This is a genomic window from Tenacibaculum profundicola (assembly GCF_057220795.1).
In genome coordinates this window covers 2,999,330-3,016,022 of the sequence record NZ_CM170137.1, presented here as the reverse complement: position 1 = coordinate 3,016,022, position 16,693 = coordinate 2,999,330, and the positions used below count along the sequence as shown (strand labels likewise).

General features: G+C 31.8%; 13 protein-coding genes and 1 tRNA gene. 12 read left to right on the top strand and 2 right to left on the bottom strand.

Annotation, left to right across the window (positions count from 1 at the left end):
- Positions 1-1,009 precede the first annotated feature (1,009 nt).
- On the bottom strand, positions 1,010-1,894 hold the full coding sequence (locus tag AC2TDS_RS12960) for a glycosyltransferase (RefSeq protein WP_484736002.1): 885 nt from the start codon (positions 1,892-1,894) through the stop codon (positions 1,010-1,012).
- A gap of 518 nt (positions 1,895-2,412) precedes the next feature.
- Here AC2TDS_RS12960 and AC2TDS_RS12955 point away from each other — a divergent pair.
- The 7 genes from AC2TDS_RS12955 to AC2TDS_RS12925 all read left to right on the top strand — a co-directional run bounded on the left by AC2TDS_RS12955 (position 2,413) and on the right by AC2TDS_RS12925 (position 7,827).
- Complete coding sequence (locus AC2TDS_RS12955; RefSeq protein WP_484736001.1) at positions 2,413-3,039, top strand: HAD family hydrolase; 627 nt, start codon at positions 2,413-2,415, stop codon at positions 3,037-3,039.
- A 91-nt stretch (positions 3,040-3,130) separates the two neighbouring features.
- Complete coding sequence (locus tag AC2TDS_RS12950; protein ID WP_484736000.1) at positions 3,131-3,514, top strand: hypothetical protein; 384 nt, start codon at positions 3,131-3,133, stop codon at positions 3,512-3,514.
- 371 nt (positions 3,515-3,885) lie between these two features.
- Complete coding sequence (locus AC2TDS_RS12945; RefSeq protein ID WP_484735999.1) at positions 3,886-5,334, top strand: MBOAT family O-acyltransferase; 1,449 nt, start codon at positions 3,886-3,888, stop codon at positions 5,332-5,334.
- Positions 5,335-5,338: 4 nt separating this feature from the next.
- Entirely contained in the window at positions 5,339-6,277 is a 939-nt protein-coding gene (locus AC2TDS_RS12940) for a hypothetical protein (protein ID WP_484735998.1), read from the top strand.
- A gap of 166 nt (positions 6,278-6,443) precedes the next feature.
- Entirely contained in the window at positions 6,444-6,995 is a 552-nt protein-coding gene (locus AC2TDS_RS12935) for a TetR/AcrR family transcriptional regulator (RefSeq protein ID WP_484735997.1), read from the top strand.
- 3 nt (positions 6,996-6,998) lie between these two features.
- Positions 6,999-7,391 (top strand): hypothetical protein, encoded by a 393-nt coding sequence (locus AC2TDS_RS12930; RefSeq protein ID WP_484735996.1) that lies wholly within the window; start codon positions 6,999-7,001, stop codon positions 7,389-7,391.
- Positions 7,384-7,827 carry a hypothetical protein gene (locus AC2TDS_RS12925; protein WP_484735995.1) on the top strand — a complete coding sequence of 148 codons (444 nt, stop codon included), beginning with the start codon at positions 7,384-7,386 and terminating at the stop codon, positions 7,825-7,827. Before AC2TDS_RS12930 ends, AC2TDS_RS12925 begins: the two co-directional genes overlap by 8 nt.
- 103 nt (positions 7,828-7,930) lie before the next feature.
- Here AC2TDS_RS12925 and AC2TDS_RS12920 read toward each other — a convergent pair.
- Positions 7,931-8,012 (bottom strand) — tRNA-Leu (locus AC2TDS_RS12920).
- Between the two features lie 740 nt (positions 8,013-8,752).
- Here AC2TDS_RS12920 and AC2TDS_RS12915 point away from each other — a divergent pair.
- From AC2TDS_RS12915 to AC2TDS_RS12895, 5 genes are all read left to right on the top strand, one after another.
- Positions 8,753-10,141, top strand: coding sequence for a dipeptidase (locus tag AC2TDS_RS12915; protein WP_484735994.1), 1,389 nt, complete (start codon positions 8,753-8,755; stop codon positions 10,139-10,141).
- A 466-nt stretch (positions 10,142-10,607) separates the two neighbouring features.
- Positions 10,608-10,979, top strand: a complete 372-nt coding sequence (locus AC2TDS_RS12910) for a BlaI/MecI/CopY family transcriptional regulator (RefSeq protein ID WP_484735993.1) — start codon at positions 10,608-10,610, stop codon at positions 10,977-10,979.
- Positions 10,976-12,385 (top strand): M56 family metallopeptidase, encoded by a 1,410-nt coding sequence (locus AC2TDS_RS12905; protein WP_484735992.1) that lies wholly within the window; start codon positions 10,976-10,978, stop codon positions 12,383-12,385. Before AC2TDS_RS12910 ends, AC2TDS_RS12905 begins: the two co-directional genes overlap by 4 nt.
- Before the next feature lie 348 nt (positions 12,386-12,733).
- A complete protein-coding gene (locus AC2TDS_RS12900) occupies positions 12,734-14,644 on the top strand; it encodes a DUF3858 domain-containing protein (protein ID WP_484735991.1) in 1,911 nt (636 codons plus the stop codon).
- 6 nt (positions 14,645-14,650) lie between these two features.
- A complete protein-coding gene (locus AC2TDS_RS12895) occupies positions 14,651-16,663 on the top strand; it encodes a DUF3858 domain-containing protein (protein ID WP_484735990.1) in 2,013 nt (670 codons plus the stop codon).
- The last annotated feature ends 30 nt before the right edge of the window (positions 16,664-16,693 follow it).

Below are 16,693 nucleotides of genomic sequence, written 5' to 3'. Positions count from 1 at the left end.
TTTATGCCCAATTTACTAGATAGTTCAAGAAAACGAATTATAAGAAAAGACTGCCATAAAAGACAGTCTTTATCTCCTCAATTTTTAAAGAAATCCCCTCAAAGAGTTCTTAATCGATAACTAAGACGAGATAAAAAATAAACCTTACAAAAAAGATAAAAACAGTAGTTAACGTAATCAGGTTTTAGGTCAAATTCAAACAAAAAAGCAAACCGTCTCCTAAAAAATCAATTAAGTGAGTTTGAAGGCGATGAAAAACCTACCTTTTCTATTCTTATATTTTTTTATAAAAAAAAACTTTACAAACTTAGGATCGTATTAGCTATTTCTAAGCGAGCCGTTTCAAAAAAATCTTTTTCCGTTGAAGGTTTCTTTACTCATACCGACATACCTACTTACAATGTTCTTCTTTCAAGATATCAGGGTTCTTTTATCATAAACGGAAAATCAATAACTATTGTACAAAAAATAAGCATTTATGAAATAGCACTCGGGTTTGTTTTCGAAGATATTAGGTATAAAGCAGCGTATTTTGCACCTATTAAACAAGGGCTTAATATAGATGAAGACATTTTACAGACCAAAAAGGAAGAGTAATAATAACCATATGCGAGTAATAACCCTGGAGACTCTATAATTTGAAATTGGTGAAAGCTCCTTTTATTAAGAACAGCAAAAAATCAACAGCTAATAACTAATACCATTATGTTTTAAGCGCATTTTTTATTGAAAACAAAAAAGCACAAGTTGACAAACCCCTATTTTTAATTATCTGAAATAATTTATAATATGATACATCCACAGTATTTATAAAAACATGTTTTTTTGGGCAGGTTCAGGTTGTACGCAATTCAGAAATATTTAATTAGAAAACCAATATCATCAAAATTTAATACTGGTTTTCTTTTATATCTACTTGCTTAAAAATGCAGCTAAAACTATTTTTAACACCTTTTCAAATACCTAAAAAGCGCTTACCACATAAATAATGGTAGCTAAACTTTACGGTTTATTCATCTAAAGCCGCATCAGACAATTGACGCACACTAAATAAATATGGAGGTACAATTTCAGCAACCGCCTTAGGGAGAGTAGCTTCTTTAGTTACCATCTCAAGTACATCATTAATTTGCTTATTATTTTTAGATCTACGCAAATCATTAATTATCTGCATTCCTGTGAATTCACCTGCCATTTCAAACGCAAAGTATTTATCCACAACCTCAGGATAAATAGTTGAGTAAAATAATGTAGGCACTCCAATCATTGAATTTAAAACACCTGTATTTTTGGCGGCTAGACTTCTCAAAAAGCTTCTCTTAACCTCCCAAAGTTTGTCCTTGCCAGGTAGCGAGATCGCGCTTGTTTCAACCTGCTGGTAGGTTAAGTTGTCATCTAAACTATCATAGTAATTCTCAGTGACTTTATTTAACTCAGCTTTATCAGTTTCTATAGTTTGGTCACCGTATCTAGTATAGGCTCCCACGAAAAACAACTCCTTTGTATTCAATTCATATTCTTCAGCTGTATAAAACTGTGGAAGTACCTCTATATCACAATCTAAATGAACTCCTCCAAATTGGTCAAGGTATTTCAATCTAACAAAATCAGAATAAAATGGTATTTGGCTGTTCTCTAAACTAACTACTTGCTTTTCGTTATAATCATCACAGAGAATCGATGCATCTTTAATCACTGCTCCCAAAGTCGTTAGTGACTTCCATTGCTTTTTGTCAAACTTAAGCTTTTTGTTCAATACAGCGTCTGTCCATATAATTGTTTCCCAACCATTTTTCTTTTTTACTTTTAGACTTTTTACCAGTGCTTCAAATGTGTTCTTTGGTATTGGACCTCCAGCCCAAAATCTGTGTATTAGTTTTGGAATTTTACTCATACTTTTTTTCTTTAATGTTAATGAAATTGTTACAGAATATCTTCATTGACTATAACAACTTAATAAATATTCCTACTCTATTCTTGCTTTTCGGATTCCGCATTGATAATCAAAAGAATAGATAGTAGCTACTCAATCAGATATCTTCTTTTAGTTACCATTTTAAATTTGTCGACTTAACTTTTTAACAATACAAAGTTGAGAAGTAGACCAAAAGAAATTAGAAAAAATGTCACGAACGGTTACATGAATGCAATAGAATGATCTAAGAAGTAAATTAAACTAAGTCTCCATAATTTTGACAACAAAAAATATAATGTATATTTAACCAATGTGGAATAGTTATGAAAAAAATGGGGTTTTTCTACAAAATCACGCTGTAACACCGATTCTTAAGTGAAGTTACATAACCATTTCCTTGCAGTCATGCTTATATGCTACCTATAGATCGGCATTTTCCCTAAATAATTAGGATCGGTAAATTAATATCAGAAATGATGTAATACATACTCACAAGAATGAAGAAAGCAATAATATATGACTTAGATCATACGCTATTTGACCCTAAAACAATAAATAATAGTATCTTTCATTCTTCCTTTGAAATTTTGAAAAAGTCTGAACTAATTCCAAAAAATAATTTTGACGAATTAGAAAATGACTTCTTCTCAATTTCTCTGCATTCATTCATTGAAAAACATCTTAATGAAGAATTAAAGAAGTTATTTATTCAAAGCTTGAGGCGCATCAATTTCCTTCCCAAGATAAAGACGTATAGTGACGGATACTTGGTTCCGGAAGTCAATACTATAAATTATTTGGTTACCTCTGGACTTAGAGAGTTTCAGAATTTAAAAATTGATTCTTTAGGAATTAGAGACTGGTTCAAAGAAGTTTATATAGATGATCCGATTCACCCAAAATGGAAAAATAAAGAAGAGATAATAAAACTGATTATGGATACATACAATTATAAAGCTTCTGAGCTACTAGTAGTAGGAGACAATCCGAAATCCGAAATAAAGGCTGGAAATAACCTTGGAATTGAAACTATTCAGATACTAAGAGAAGGCATTAAGAACTCCAAAGAAGCAGATCACAGAATTAAAAACTTGAATGAATTAAATAAATACATCTACCCGTAATTTTTATAATTAATTGGCTCCCATCAGAAAAGAAAACACACCATATAAGAGCCATTACCTATCGTTGAAAATTGAACATAAAATAAATAACATGAAAAAACTTGTACTTCTAACATTATTAATTATTTCTTCATTTCAAACAATTAATGCCCAAGAAAAAAATGAAAAAAATTTAATTTCATCTGGAAAATGGCATATTGAATACATGGAAATGGGTATTCAAAAAATAAATTTACCAACTGAAATACAAAAAATGAATTGGGTAATATTTCATAAAAACGGAAAACAAGAAGGAATGGAAAATGGACAAAAATATATTGGCAAATGGGAATTCGATAAAAAAAACAGAATACTAACAACCAATGATTTAAACGGAAGTACTGAACAAAAATTAATATCTGTAACAAAAAACAAATTAATTATTTCAGTGAAGGAACAAGGGACCGAAATGATTATGGGAATGAAAAAAAAATAACACCACTCAATACCTGTTACCACATTATTGATCAAAAAACAACTAAGAAAAAGCTTTGCAATGACCTTTTCATACGATCAATTGAAAAAAGGGTTTAAAGTAAAATGGCAATATTCATTCCTCTAATAAATTTCTGTAAAAATTATTTTTTGTCTTGGATTACTTGGCTGAAAACTTACAAAGTTTTTCGTAGTTGATTTTCTTTCCACTCATAGTACAAATTATTTGTATTTTTAGCAATACTTTTGCAACAAACACCATGTAAAAAAACACAACCAACTAGCGAGATGGCAACGTTTCTTATACTAAACAGTACCTCATGCAAGAAGAGCGATACTGCAAAAAAGAACAAATAAAATATTAGATCATAAATGCTTTTTAACTCAATTGATTTTGCGTTTTTTTTACCGATAGTTTTTATTCTCTATTGGTTTGTGACAAACAAAAATTTAAAACTCCAGAATTTTCTAATTGTAGTCGCAAGCTATACCTTCTATGGGTGGTGGGACTGGAGATTCTTAATATTGATTATTTTCAGTACAATAGTTGACTATACTGTTGGGCGAAAATTAAACAACAACAATAATCAAGTAAACAGAAAAATCCTTTTATGGACAAGTATCATTGTAAATCTTGGTTTCTTAGGCTTCTTTAAATACTATAATTTTTTTCTCGACAACTTCATTTCGGCCTTTTCATTTTTTGGAACGGAAATAACAGCGAACACATTAAATATTATTTTACCAGTTGGTATTAGTTTCTACACGTTTCAAACATTGAGCTATACAATTGATGTTTACAAAAGAAAACTTGAACCAGCGAAAGACTTCGTTGCATTTTCTGCATTTGTAAGCTTTTTCCCTCAATTAGTGGCAGGTCCCATTGAGCGAGCAACAAATCTACTACCTCAATTTTACAAAAAACGAACTTTTGATTATTCAAAAGCAGTTATCGGTATGCGCCAAATACTTTGGGGTTTGTTTAAAAAAATTGTCATTGCAGACAATTGTGCAGAGTTTGCTAATCAGATCTTTAACAATTCGGCAGACATGAACGGTAGCACGCTACTCTTAGGAGCTTTGTTTTTTACTTTCCAAATATATGGTGACTTTTCTGGTTATTCAGACATTGCCATTGGTACTTCAAGGCTTTTCGGGTTTAATCTAATGCGCAATTTTGCTTTTCCTTACTTTTCAAGAGACATCTCGGAGTTTTGGAGACGCTGGCACATTTCACTGTCAACTTGGTTTAGAGATTATTTATACATACCGTTAGGAGGTAGCCGCGGTGGCACGTTAATGAAAGTTAGAAACACTTTTATAATTTTCATTGTAAGCGGATTCTGGCATGGTGCAAATTGGACTTTTATCGTTTGGGGTGCATTAAATGCTATTTACTTTTTACCACTTTTATTAACCAACAACAACCGAAATTATTTGGAAATAGTAGCAAAAGATACACCTTTACCTACTGCCAAAGAATTATTGATGATGCTTATAACGTTTGGGTTAACCGTCTTTGCTTGGATATTCTTTAGAGCAGAAAATATCAGCCATGCTTTCAGTTATATATCAGAGATGTTATCCCCGTCACTTTTTGAAAGCCCAAAATTTAAAGATATGCGCAGTGCTTTGACAACCATTCTATTAACCGGATTTCTTGTTTTAATTGAATGGCAAGGAAGAGATCAGCAATTTGCAACTGCAAGCCTTGGTGTAAAATGGCCGAAGTATATTCGTTGGTCTTTTTATTGTTTAGTTGCAGTTATCATCTTTCTCTTTAGTGGTAAACAACAAGAATTTATTTACTTTCAATTTTAGAAGAATGAAGAAGTTTATATTACAACTATCAATAACTAGTATTACTACAATAGCTATAATTTTGATTATTCTTTCAAGTGCAGATGGCTATACGGACGCGTTTTATATACGCTTTACAACGCCGAAACAACAAAATATGATATTAGGCACTTCTCGTGCAGCCCAAGGATTACAGCCCAAAGTATTCAAGAAAATACTTAACAAAGACCTAAATAATTTCTCTTTTACAATTATTCATAGTCCTTTTGGTAAAGTGTACTACGAAAGCGTAAAGAGAAAACATAACAAAAAAAATGGGGGTTTATTTATTGTTACAGTAGACCCTTGGAGTATCTCTAGTTGGTGCGACCCTCCAAATGATTTGACCAAATTCAGAGAAAACAAGCTCTGTTTAAACAAAACAGAGCTTGTGGATGTTAACCCAAATATTCCCTACTTACTTGAGAACCTTTCGGGTAGATATTCAGATATTTTATACAAAAAAAATCCAAATATGTACTTACATAAGGATGGTTGGATGGAAATTAGCAATATCAAAATGGATAGTGCGTCCGTTGCAAATAGGGTTTCAAAAAAAATAAAAAAATATAGATATACACATTTGCCAAAAACCAATTTCTCTTCAGTTAGACTTAATTATCTGGTTAAAACAGTAAATTACTTAAAAGAATATGGCAATGTATACCTTGTGAGATTACCTATTTACAAAAGTATGATGGACATTGAAGAAGAATTAATGCCTGATTTTAATTTGAAAATAACAGAAGCTATATATGCATCAAACGGTTACTTAGATATGACTCCTCAAAATGAGTTATTTGATTACACCGATGGCAACCACTTATATAAAAATTCTACCACAAAAGTTTCTACGATTGTAGCAAACTGGATATCACAAAAAGAGAAAGCACAAATGCACAACAACTTAGATACGAAATATTGAAATAGTAGCCTACGCTTACTTTACTTTTTTTCTTCAGGAGCCTATAAAATAAAAACCGAGACCTAGTTCTGAAAATCATTTTTTGTTTATAAACAAACCTTATAGACGTTACCGTTTATTAAAAATTATACCATACATTCGCATTATTAAACGATAACGTCTAATAATGCCAAAAATAATAGCAAAAAAGGAAGACTGGATAGTTCTAGGATATTCGTTATTTTCTGAAAATGGAATTAACGGAATAGTCATTGAAAAAATGGCTTTAAAACTGAAGGTAAATAAATCAAGTTTTTACTGGTATTTCAAAACAAAGAAAGATTTTTTAAACGAAATAATTGCTTTTTGGGTTGCTACGGATACAGACAGAATAATTACAACGGTAGAAAGTAATCCCCCAGGTAAAGAAAAATTTAATGCATTAATAAAATTAGCATTTAAGAAAGAACCTAATTTGGATTTCATTTTTTTTCTAAAAAGGTATGCTCTTAAAGATCAGGCAATCCAAATGCTAATAGACAAAATAGATCGCCAAAGAATTGATTACACTAAGAATATTTTGATTGAAATAGGGTTTACAGAAAATGAAGCCTTGATAAAATCAAGATTATTCTACAAATATTTAATCGGTTACCACGAAATGATTCGCTACAAAAACCAAAGTGTAAACTATATGGTTGAAGTGAAAAACGAACTACATCAATTTATAAAATACTAATACATGAAGACAAAAAATAACTATTGGATAATTGCAGGAATTTTAAATACGGCAACCTTATTTCTACATCTAATTGGTGGTCAATTAGACCTCGTAAATCCTATGATTGACACATCATTAAGCCTAGAAAAAAGTTCACAACTAGTAGGTGCTTGGAATATGGTTACCATTATTCTTTTAGTGACTTCCTACATTTTATTGTCAGCCGGATTTGGAAAAAAATACTCTACAAATACTGAAATGATAAAATCAATTGGGTATCTAAATTTATTATTCTGCTTACCATTTATTATAACTGGTTTTTATTATGCGATATTAGTACCTCAATGGATATTTTTTCTTCCTATTGGAATATTTACAATGATCGGACTCAATACAATAGATAAAAATGCTTAAAATAGGCGGAATATTAAACATCGTAATTGCTGTTGCTCATATGATTGGATTATTATGGGCAGAACAAATGTTTGAAAAAACCGGTGCAGGAGAAGGAATGCAAGGACTTTCTAAAATTCATCATACATTGCCATACCTACTAACAGTTATTGTAGCAATTATATTCTTTATTTTCGGAATATATGGGCTATTTGCAGCTAGTAAAACTAGAAAATTACCATGTTTAAAATTGGGAATTTTCACAATTGCATTTATTTACCTTTTTCGTGCAATCGCAGAACAATCATACGCTATATCAAAAGGAATAACTACAACATCTGAAACTATTCAATCTAGTATAGCCTTAACTATTGGCTTGTTATTTTTATTTGGTGGGTTGAAAAAATGGAAGTCAAAAAATAAAAAACATGTGCAACATACTAGACAGCTCTCCTAATAACTAAAAAGCATAAAGTGTCTAGTTTTTATTGTTGTACCCAAGAAAAAAAATAAAGCATTTTTAAATGAAAAAAGCTCTCAAAAATTTGAGAGCTTTTTTGTACGGGTGGGGAGACTCGAACTCCCACACCTTTCGGCACCAGATCCTAAGTCTGGCGTGTCTACCAATTCCACCACACCCGCATTTATATATTTTTATGAACTTTTTCTTGCTTAAATCCTAAGTCTATCGGGTCTACCAATTCCGCTACACCCGCGTACTTTTTCGAATTGTGCGTGCAAATATAAATAAAATATTCAAAAGACAAAGACATTAATACTATTTATTGTTTTTTCTTAACACTACCTTTTTGGGAGTCTTCAATTTTATAAAAAATAAAGGCTCTACAAAAACAAAAAGCTCTCCGAAGAGAGCTTATCGCTAATTCTATTTTAAAACCCTTCTAAAAATTTTAAATAGATAACTAATGTGGTGCAAAAATAAACAAATCCACCCTATAAAAGTAAATAAATCATTATCTATTTTTTAAAAAAATAAACCACGTTTTGTATTAAAACGTGGCTATCTAAGAGAAATTCTCTTAAAGGGAAACTAAATATTTGGAAATTAAAAAAAAACTTCCCTTGTTAGAAACAAAAAACAAAAAAGAGTCACATTTTAGCAGATTATAAAAAGCTATTCTAAAAGAGCACTTTACTATAATCCCATTTCTGATATTAATTTACCGACCATAATTATCTATGCTAACTTCGAACTGGTATGTACTATATTATGAGATAGATTATATGCTAGAATTTCGAAACAGCACCATTTTAAGGTTTATTTTTGTTGACTATCGCAACGCTATACTCTTTTCTATTTTTAGGTTGTGAAAATACATTTCCTGAAAAATAAGTAACTTAGCCTACTTAATTATTTTTCTATGCAAACTATCCAAGAATATATAGCTCAGCACAAACAACGTTTTTTAGATGAGCTTGTAGATTTATTAAAAGTTCCTTCAGTAAGTGCTGACCCTGCTTATAACCAAGACGTATTAAATACCGCCGACATTATTAAAGAAAGTTTAGAAAAAGCGGGCTGTGACAATGTAGAAATTTGTGAAACTCCTGGTTACCCAATTGTTTATGGTGAGAAAATTATCGATCATAATTTACCAACCGTATTGGTGTATGGCCATTATGATGTACAACCTGCTGATCCGATAGACTTATGGGACTCTCCTCCTTTTGAGCCCATCATAAAAAAAACCAATATTCATCCAGAAGGCGCTATTTTTGCAAGAGGTGCTTGTGATGACAAAGGTCAGATGTACATGCATGTAAAAGCATTAGAATACATGACGCATACAGGAAACCTTCCTTGTAATGTTAAGTTCATGATAGAAGGTGAAGAAGAGGTAGGGTCTGAAAGCTTGGCATGGTTTGTACCGAGAAACAAAGAAAAGTTAGCGAACGATGTTATTTTAATCTCAGACACAGGAATGATCGCTAACAATATCCCTTCAATAACCACTGGTTTACGAGGTTTAAGCTACGTAGAGGTAGAAGTTACTGGACCTAATAGAGATTTACACTCAGGGTTATATGGCGGTGCGGTCGCTAACCCTATTAATATCCTAACCAAAATGATTGCCTCATTGCACGATGAGAACAACCATATAACCATTCCCGGTTTTTATGACACCGTAGAAGAACTATCGAAAGAAGAACGCGATGAAATGGCAAAAGCACCATTTTCATTAAAAGAGTATAAAGATGCTCTAGATATTGATGAAGTATATGGAGAAGAAGGGTACACTACCAATGAACGCAATTCTATTAGGCCTACCTTAGACGTCAATGGTATATGGGGAGGTTATACAGGTGAAGGAGCTAAAACAGTTATTGCAAGTAAAGCCTACGCCAAGATATCTATGCGTTTAGTACCCAATCAAAATTGGCAAGAAATTACTACATTATTTAAAACCCATTTTGAAAGTATAGCTCCTACTGGTGTGAGTATAAAAGTAACGCCTCACCATGGTGGTCAGGGCTATGTCACTCCTATAGATAACATCGGTTATCAAGCAGCTAGCAAAGCATATCAAGAAACATTTGGCGTAACTCCTATACCGCAAAGAAGTGGCGGAAGTATCCCTATTGTAGCTTTGTTTGAAGAAGAATTAAAAAGTAAAACTATTTTAATGGGATTTGGGTTAAATTCTGACGCTATTCATTCTCCGAATGAACACTTTGGTGTTTGGAATTACTTAAAAGGAATTGAAACAATCCCTTTTTTCTATAAATACTTCACAGAATTATCTGAATAAAAATTTCATTTCTTATCACATCATAAAAGCCTACAATTTTCACAAAACTGTAGGCTTTTTAATATCTCTCTAGTCTTATACCATTTCTATTGTTAATTCACCTACCCTAATTATTTGTGATAAACACCAATCTATAGGTGATACAATTTTAACGCTGAATTTTTCTCTATTACTTCACTGGTATAAAACACAAGGATCACTGCAAGGAAATGGTTGTATAATACGATTTAATCTTACTCTTAAAGCCATAGTTTTCAATGATTTACACCGATGCTTTTTTTCAAAATTTTCTTTCGAAAAACAGTCCCAGGAAACATTACAACATTAGTTCAAGAAATTTCATTTCCAAGCTTTTATAGAAAGTTAAAAATATACAATATATATTTTTTCAAAATTTTAACATCTCTACACTTGTAGAACACAAATAATACTCTACATTTGTAGAGCAATAAAATCAAAAGCACCCATGCAACTATCAAAAACCGAAGAACAACTTATGCAGTATTTATGGAAACTAGAAAAAGCTTTTATGAAAGATTTATTAGAAGCGTTTCCTGAACCTAAACCTGCAACCACAACCGTTGCTACTTTATTAAAACGAATGCACGATAAAGGATTTGTAGATTATAAGCTCTTTGGTAAGTCACGAGAATACTTTCCATTAGTACAGAAATCAGACTATTTTTCAAAGCACGTTAATGGTTTAATTAAAAATTTCTTTAACAATTCTGCGAGCCAATTCGCTTCCTTCTTTACATCAAAAACAAAATTGTCTATTTCTGAATTAGAAGAATTAAAAGAATTGATTGACACCCAAATAGAAGCACAAAAAAAATGATTATTTATTTACTCAAATCTTCAACTTGTTTAGCCCTATTCTTACTTTTTTATCGTTACTTTTTAGTTCGTGAAAAAATGTATCAGTTTAATAGATTTTATCTATTAGGAAGCACTCTATTTGCCTTCCTAATTCCTTTCCATACCATCTATACAAACTCTTTACCAAGCGCTGATATTACTCTTTTCAGAAATGAAAACCTAGTATTATCTCAAGAAGTATATCTCATTGAAACCCCAACAAATTACGTTCAGTACCTTATTGTGTTTTCATTGTTAGTTTCGAGTATTTTACTCATTCGATTTGGCAAAAACCTTTTATCTATTCTAAAAAAGATCAAAAATAATGACCAAATCCATTACCAAAACGCAACTCTTATTTTGGTCACAGATAGCATAAGCCCTTATACCTTCTGGAATTATATCTTTATAAATAAGAACGAATTTAAGCTTCAGAAAATAGAAGAAGAGTTATTTACGCATGAACTCACGCACGCCACACAAAAACATACACTAGACATTCTATTCATTGAATTTATACTAGTGCTATTTTGGTTCAACCCCCTATTCTATTTATTAAAAAAATACACACAACTTAATCACGAATTCTTAGCCGATAACAAAGTGATTAGTTTACATAAAAATATTTCTGAGTATCAATATTTACTACTAAATAAAACCTCTTGGAACAACGATTATTACTTGGCCAGTAATTTTAATTATTATTCATTAACAAAAAAACGATTACTTATGATGACTTGTAAAAGTTCGAAAACAAAAATACTACTAAAAAAACTAGCCGTACTTCCGTTACTTATGGCGTTTACGTTTCTGTTTGCGCAAAGAGTTGAGGCTCAAAAGAAACAAAACCATCAAACGGTTCATGTAAAAAAAGTGCCCAATACAGATTTAAGTTCTAGTAGCAGTAAGCACGAGAGCACTGAGGTAACCTATACTTCTGAAAATGGCATAAAAACTACTAAAAACATTTCGGAACTAACCGCAGAGGAAAAACGTCTTCTTCCTCCGCCTCCTCCGCATAGTATGACTCACAAAAAAGAAGAGCGTTCAATGATCCCTCCACCACCACCAAGCAAGAAAATCATTAAAGAAGGAGAAACTTCGGTTATTCCACCGCCACCGCACAGCAACAAGGTCATTAAACAAGGAGAAGTATCAGTTATTCCCCCACCGCCAAGCAAGGAAGGAAAGATCAGTAGTTTAATAACTAAACATCATAGTTCATCAACACTAGGGAATGAAAACACGAAAACAAGCTATTTTTTAGATAACACCTTAATTACTAAAAAACAACTGACGACTATAGATTCTAAACATATTGCCAGTATTTTTGTCAAAAAAACCAAGGACAACTCACAACGGGTATATATCACAACTAAAAAGTAGCCCTATTAATTAACTCAATTCTGATGTTAATTTACCGACCGTAATCATTTATGGTAAATGCTGCTCTTTAGGTAACACGCAAGCATGACTGCAAGGAAATGGTTGTGTAATGCCATTTACCATTTGAATTTACCGTAAATTCAAACAATAACTGGCATAACTTAAGAGACGGTATGATTGAGAAAAATCACCTGAAAATCAATATAAAAGCCTCACACAAGAGGCTTTTTTGTACGTCAAGGGTAACACTTCTTGAAAAACGGACTCCAATACTTCTCCATAAATACCTTGTTTTTTTATTCCCTCAATTTTTCATACTTTTGCACGGCTATTTAATCTAAAAACTGCATGAAAAATTTAACACCGCTTATTTTAGTAATTATTTTCCTATTACCTAAAATTATCTTTTCGCAAGATCTTGACGTATCAGCGCTTTTTATTCCTGATGAGTTAAAAGACAAGGCAAACGCTGTCATACGATCTTCTGAAAGAACAATTGAAATAGGAGCTACTGATAAACTTATCATTAAAGAAAAAAGAATTGTAACGGTGCTAAATGAGCTAGGTAAAACACATGTCAATGCCTATCAACACTATAATGAAGACACGAAAATAACCAAATTATCCGCTGTTGTTTTTAATTCCTTCGGTAAAAAAATCAAAAAATATTCTAAAAACGACTTTGAAGATGTAAGTGCTGTTAGTGGAGGTACATTATATTCTGATGCTAGGGTAAAATATTTAGACTACACCCCTACAGGTTATCCATATACTATTGTCTTTGAATCGGAACGCAAAAATACATCCACGGCCTTTATACCTTCTTGGTTTCCAATTGAAGGGTATAATGTCGCTGTAGAAAAAAGTGTTTACACAATACTGAACCCTTCCAATATTGCGTTGAGAAAAAGAGAACACGGTTTTGAAGGATATACCGTAGAAAAATCTACAATTGACTCAGGTTTAACATATAAATTAACAAATCAACCTGCAATTAAACATGAAAGCAATACCATTCGTTTTAGTGAATTTACTCCTAACTTATCAATTGCTTTAAATTTATTTGCTTACAAAGGTGTTAAAGGCGCTGCAAAAAACTGGGAAGAATTAGGTATATGGGAATATAATACATTTTATAAAGATATTGATAAAATATCGGAATCTACTAAATCAAAAATATTAACCTTAACAAAAGGAATTAATGACCCAAAAGAAAAAATCAAAGTAGTATATGAATTTGTTCAGAATAAAACTAGATATATAAATGTAAGTATAGGTATAGGTGGTTTACGTCCTATGAAAGCTAGCTATGTTGATAAGGTTGGTTATGGTGATTGTAAAGGCCTTACCAATTACACAAGAGCCTTATTAAAAGTAGTAGGAGTTGATTCCTACTTTACTGAGCTATTTGCAGGAAGTCAAAAAGAAAACATGAACTATAGTTTTCCGAAAATAGAAGGAAACCATGTCATTTTAAATGTACCAAATGATGGTGAAGATATTTGGTTAGAATGTACCAGTCAAACCATGCCCTTTGGATTTTTAGGTGATTTTACTGATGATAGAGATGTGCTTGTTGTGACCCCAGAAGGCGGGGTTTTAAAAAGAACGCCAAGCTATAAAAACAATAGTTTACAAACCATTAATGCCGATATTCAATTAAAAGAAAACGGCGATGTAGCAGTCACCTTGAACAGAAAATCATACGGTATTCAATACAATCATAAATTCTTTATCGAAGACTACACTCAGAAAGAATTGGAAAAACACTATAAGTCGAGCGTTTGGGATTATAATAACAATTTAGAGCTTATTAAAGTTGACCTAAAGAATGATAAAGACAAAATAGAATTTACCGAAAACATTGAACTAGCCATTGCTGATTTCGCCACTGTAAACACAGATAATTACTTAGTTAAAGTAAATATATTAAATAGATTTACCAATATCCCTAAAAGGTATAGAACTAGAAAAAGACCCTTAAAAATATATCGAAGTTTCACTGATGAAGACACGTATACCTTGCAACTACCCCCAGGCTTCGCTTTAAACAAAGTACCAGAAGCCAAGGAGATCACCAATAAATTTGGGCATTATAAAATGGCTATTGAAAAAATTAACAATACCACCCTTAGGTATACAAGAGAGTTTTCTTTAGTTGAAGGTGTTTACCCGAAAGAAGATTACAAACCTTATAGAAAATTTATGAAAACAATTGCCAAATACGACAACCAAAGAATTGAGTTAAATAAACTATAAAAAAACATGAAAAAACTAATCATCATCCTCATTTTTTTTCTGGGGGCCCTTACATACGCACAAGAAATAAAATTCGGTAAAATTGCTAAAAAAGAGTTAGAAGAAAAAATACATCCCATTGACTCAACAGCAGACGCTGCTTATCTATACAAGAAAAGAAAAACGTATTTCGAATACGATACTAATAAAGGTTTTGTCCTTGTAACAGAATATCACGATCGCATAAAAATATATACCAAGGAGGGGTTTGAATATGCCAATAAACAGATAACTTACTATACGCCCGAATCGGGTGAAAGAGAAAAAGTATCTGGTTTAAAAGGCTATACTTTTACCCTTATTGACGGCAAAATCAACAAACAAAAATTATCGAAGAAAGATATTTTTGACGAAAAATTAAACAAGTATAGAACTCAGAAAAAAATTGCCTTCCCAAATTTAAAAGAAGGATCTATTATTGACTTGAAATACAAAAACACCTCTCCTTATTGGAGCATTAAAACATTGAATTTCCAATATGGGATTCCAGTTGACAAGTTAGATTATCAAGTTAAAATTCCTGAGTATTTTATTTTTAACAAGAGGTCTAAAGGTTATTACAATGTTCCACTAAAAGAGAGTTCTTCTAGTGAATCCTTCGATTACACCACAAAACAAAGAGTTAGTAGTTCTAACCAGACAAGTACAACTTTCCATCAAAATAGCCACTCCTATTCAACTAAAACCTATTCTTTTAATGACACCAATATTCCTGCATTAAAAGATGACGAACCTTATGCGGGTAATATTAACAACTATCGAGGAGGTATTGATTTTGAGCTCTCTGGTACAAGATTTCCTAATGCCATGTATCAAAATCACGCTACTTCTTGGGAAGCTATTTGCAAACGCATATATGCATCTTCTGATTTTGGTGGTCAGTTAGAAAAACAACGCTATTTTAAAGATGATTTAGCAACTATTACTAAAGATGCTAAAAATGACTTAGAAAAACTATCTTCCATATTTAATTTTGTTAAAAACAAGGTAAAATGGAACGAATACCGCAGTAAATGGGTAGAAAAAGGCGTAAAAAAAGCTTACAAAGAAGGCACAGGAAATGTAGCTGAAATTAACCTGATTCTAACAACGATGTTACGTACTGCAGGCTTAAATGCAAACCCTGTTCTGGTGAGTACTAAATCAAATGGAATACCTATGTTTCCAACAAACAACGGATTTAATTATGTTATTTGTAAAGTTAATTTTCCAGATCAATCATACATGCTTCTAGATGCGACTGAAAAATATGCAATTCCCAATATACTTCCTAGCCGATGTTTAAATTGGAACGGAAGAGAACTTTTAGACAGTAAAACCTCTAACTGGGTTAGTTTAACACCTACCAAACACGCAATACAAAGCAATACGTTACATATTAAGATGAATGACGATCTTTCTATTAACGGGATGCTAAGAACTTCTTATAGCGGACATAATGCTATGTATTACAGAATGAAAAACAACGTAAAAAAGGAAGAAGATGTTATTACTAAACTGGAAGAAAACTACCATATAGAAGTTGACATTTTTAAAACTAGTAATTCAAAGAATCTTTCAAAAAACATCGTACGATCTTTTAAATTTGACGGAGATGACTTTATTGAAGAGCTCAACGGTAAACTATACTTTACACCCTTATTTTTTCTTACAGAAAAAGAAAATGTTTTTAAATCAAATGAACGTAATTTCCCTGTAGATTTCGTCTATCCTCAGCTCGACAAAAATATCATATCGATAAGTATTCCTGAGAACTATACGGTAGCATCTGCACCAAGTACACTGGCCATTGAATTACCAGAAAACATAGGGGTGTTCAAATATCAAATATCTCATAAGAATGGTAAAATCAAATTAATTTCCATTTTACAGATAAACAAAAGCATTGTAACTCCAACGCATTACCCGAACCTAAAAGATTTCTACAAACAACTTGTAGCGAAGCAACTGGAAAAAATAGTATTAGTTAAGAAACAATAAATAAAAAAGAGGTTGCTAAAAAGCAACCTC

Excerpts from the sequence above, each read along its gene's own strand:
- AC2TDS_RS12960 (WP_484736002.1), bottom strand. The coding sequence starts at position 1,894 with ATGAGTAAAATTCCAAAACTAATACACAGATTTTGGGCTGGAGGTCCA.
- AC2TDS_RS12955 (WP_484736001.1), top strand. The coding sequence starts at position 2,413 with ATGAAGAAAGCAATAATATATGACTTAGATCATACGCTATTTGACCCT.
- AC2TDS_RS12950 (WP_484736000.1), top strand. The coding sequence starts at position 3,131 with ATGAAAAAACTTGTACTTCTAACATTATTAATTATTTCTTCATTTCAA.
- AC2TDS_RS12945 (WP_484735999.1), top strand. The coding sequence starts at position 3,886 with ATGCTTTTTAACTCAATTGATTTTGCGTTTTTTTTACCGATAGTTTTT.
- AC2TDS_RS12940 (WP_484735998.1), top strand. The coding sequence starts at position 5,339 with ATGAAGAAGTTTATATTACAACTATCAATAACTAGTATTACTACAATA.
- AC2TDS_RS12935 (WP_484735997.1), top strand. The coding sequence starts at position 6,444 with ATGCCAAAAATAATAGCAAAAAAGGAAGACTGGATAGTTCTAGGATAT.
- AC2TDS_RS12930 (WP_484735996.1), top strand. The coding sequence starts at position 6,999 with ATGAAGACAAAAAATAACTATTGGATAATTGCAGGAATTTTAAATACG.
- AC2TDS_RS12925 (WP_484735995.1), top strand. The coding sequence starts at position 7,384 with ATGCTTAAAATAGGCGGAATATTAAACATCGTAATTGCTGTTGCTCAT.
- AC2TDS_RS12915 (WP_484735994.1), top strand. The coding sequence starts at position 8,753 with ATGCAAACTATCCAAGAATATATAGCTCAGCACAAACAACGTTTTTTA.
- AC2TDS_RS12910 (WP_484735993.1), top strand. The coding sequence starts at position 10,608 with ATGCAACTATCAAAAACCGAAGAACAACTTATGCAGTATTTATGGAAA.
- AC2TDS_RS12905 (WP_484735992.1), top strand. The coding sequence starts at position 10,976 with ATGATTATTTATTTACTCAAATCTTCAACTTGTTTAGCCCTATTCTTA.
- AC2TDS_RS12900 (WP_484735991.1), top strand. The coding sequence starts at position 12,734 with ATGAAAAATTTAACACCGCTTATTTTAGTAATTATTTTCCTATTACCT.
- AC2TDS_RS12895 (WP_484735990.1), top strand. The coding sequence starts at position 14,651 with ATGAAAAAACTAATCATCATCCTCATTTTTTTTCTGGGGGCCCTTACA.